This is a genomic window from Bacillus sp. AC266 (assembly GCF_979253805.1).
Map to the genome: position 1 here is coordinate 1 of NZ_CEEDEC010000072.1, position 237 is coordinate 237.

General features: G+C 38.4%; 1 protein-coding gene. It reads left to right on the forward strand.

Annotated features, from left to right (window positions below; genetic code table 11):
• A partial coding sequence (locus AC0IXC_RS29380; RefSeq protein WP_471653729.1) for a class I tRNA ligase family protein occupies window positions 1-237 on the forward strand: 237 nt, incomplete at both ends.

Consider the following 237-nt stretch of genomic DNA (forward strand, 5'->3'; position numbering starts at 1 on the left):
GAGCTGAAAGATAAAGTAGAAGGATTATATAACAGTGTCGGAGAGGCGATTGAACAAACTAAATTTAAGGTCGCACTAGACACAATATTTGATGCAGTGCGCTTTGCAAATAAATACTTTGATGACAAGCAGCCTTGGAAACAAAGAGAAGACGACCCAGTTTCATGTGAGGAAACACTTTATAATTGTGTTTACCTCATAGCAAACTTTGCACAACTGCTGGAACCATTTTTACCG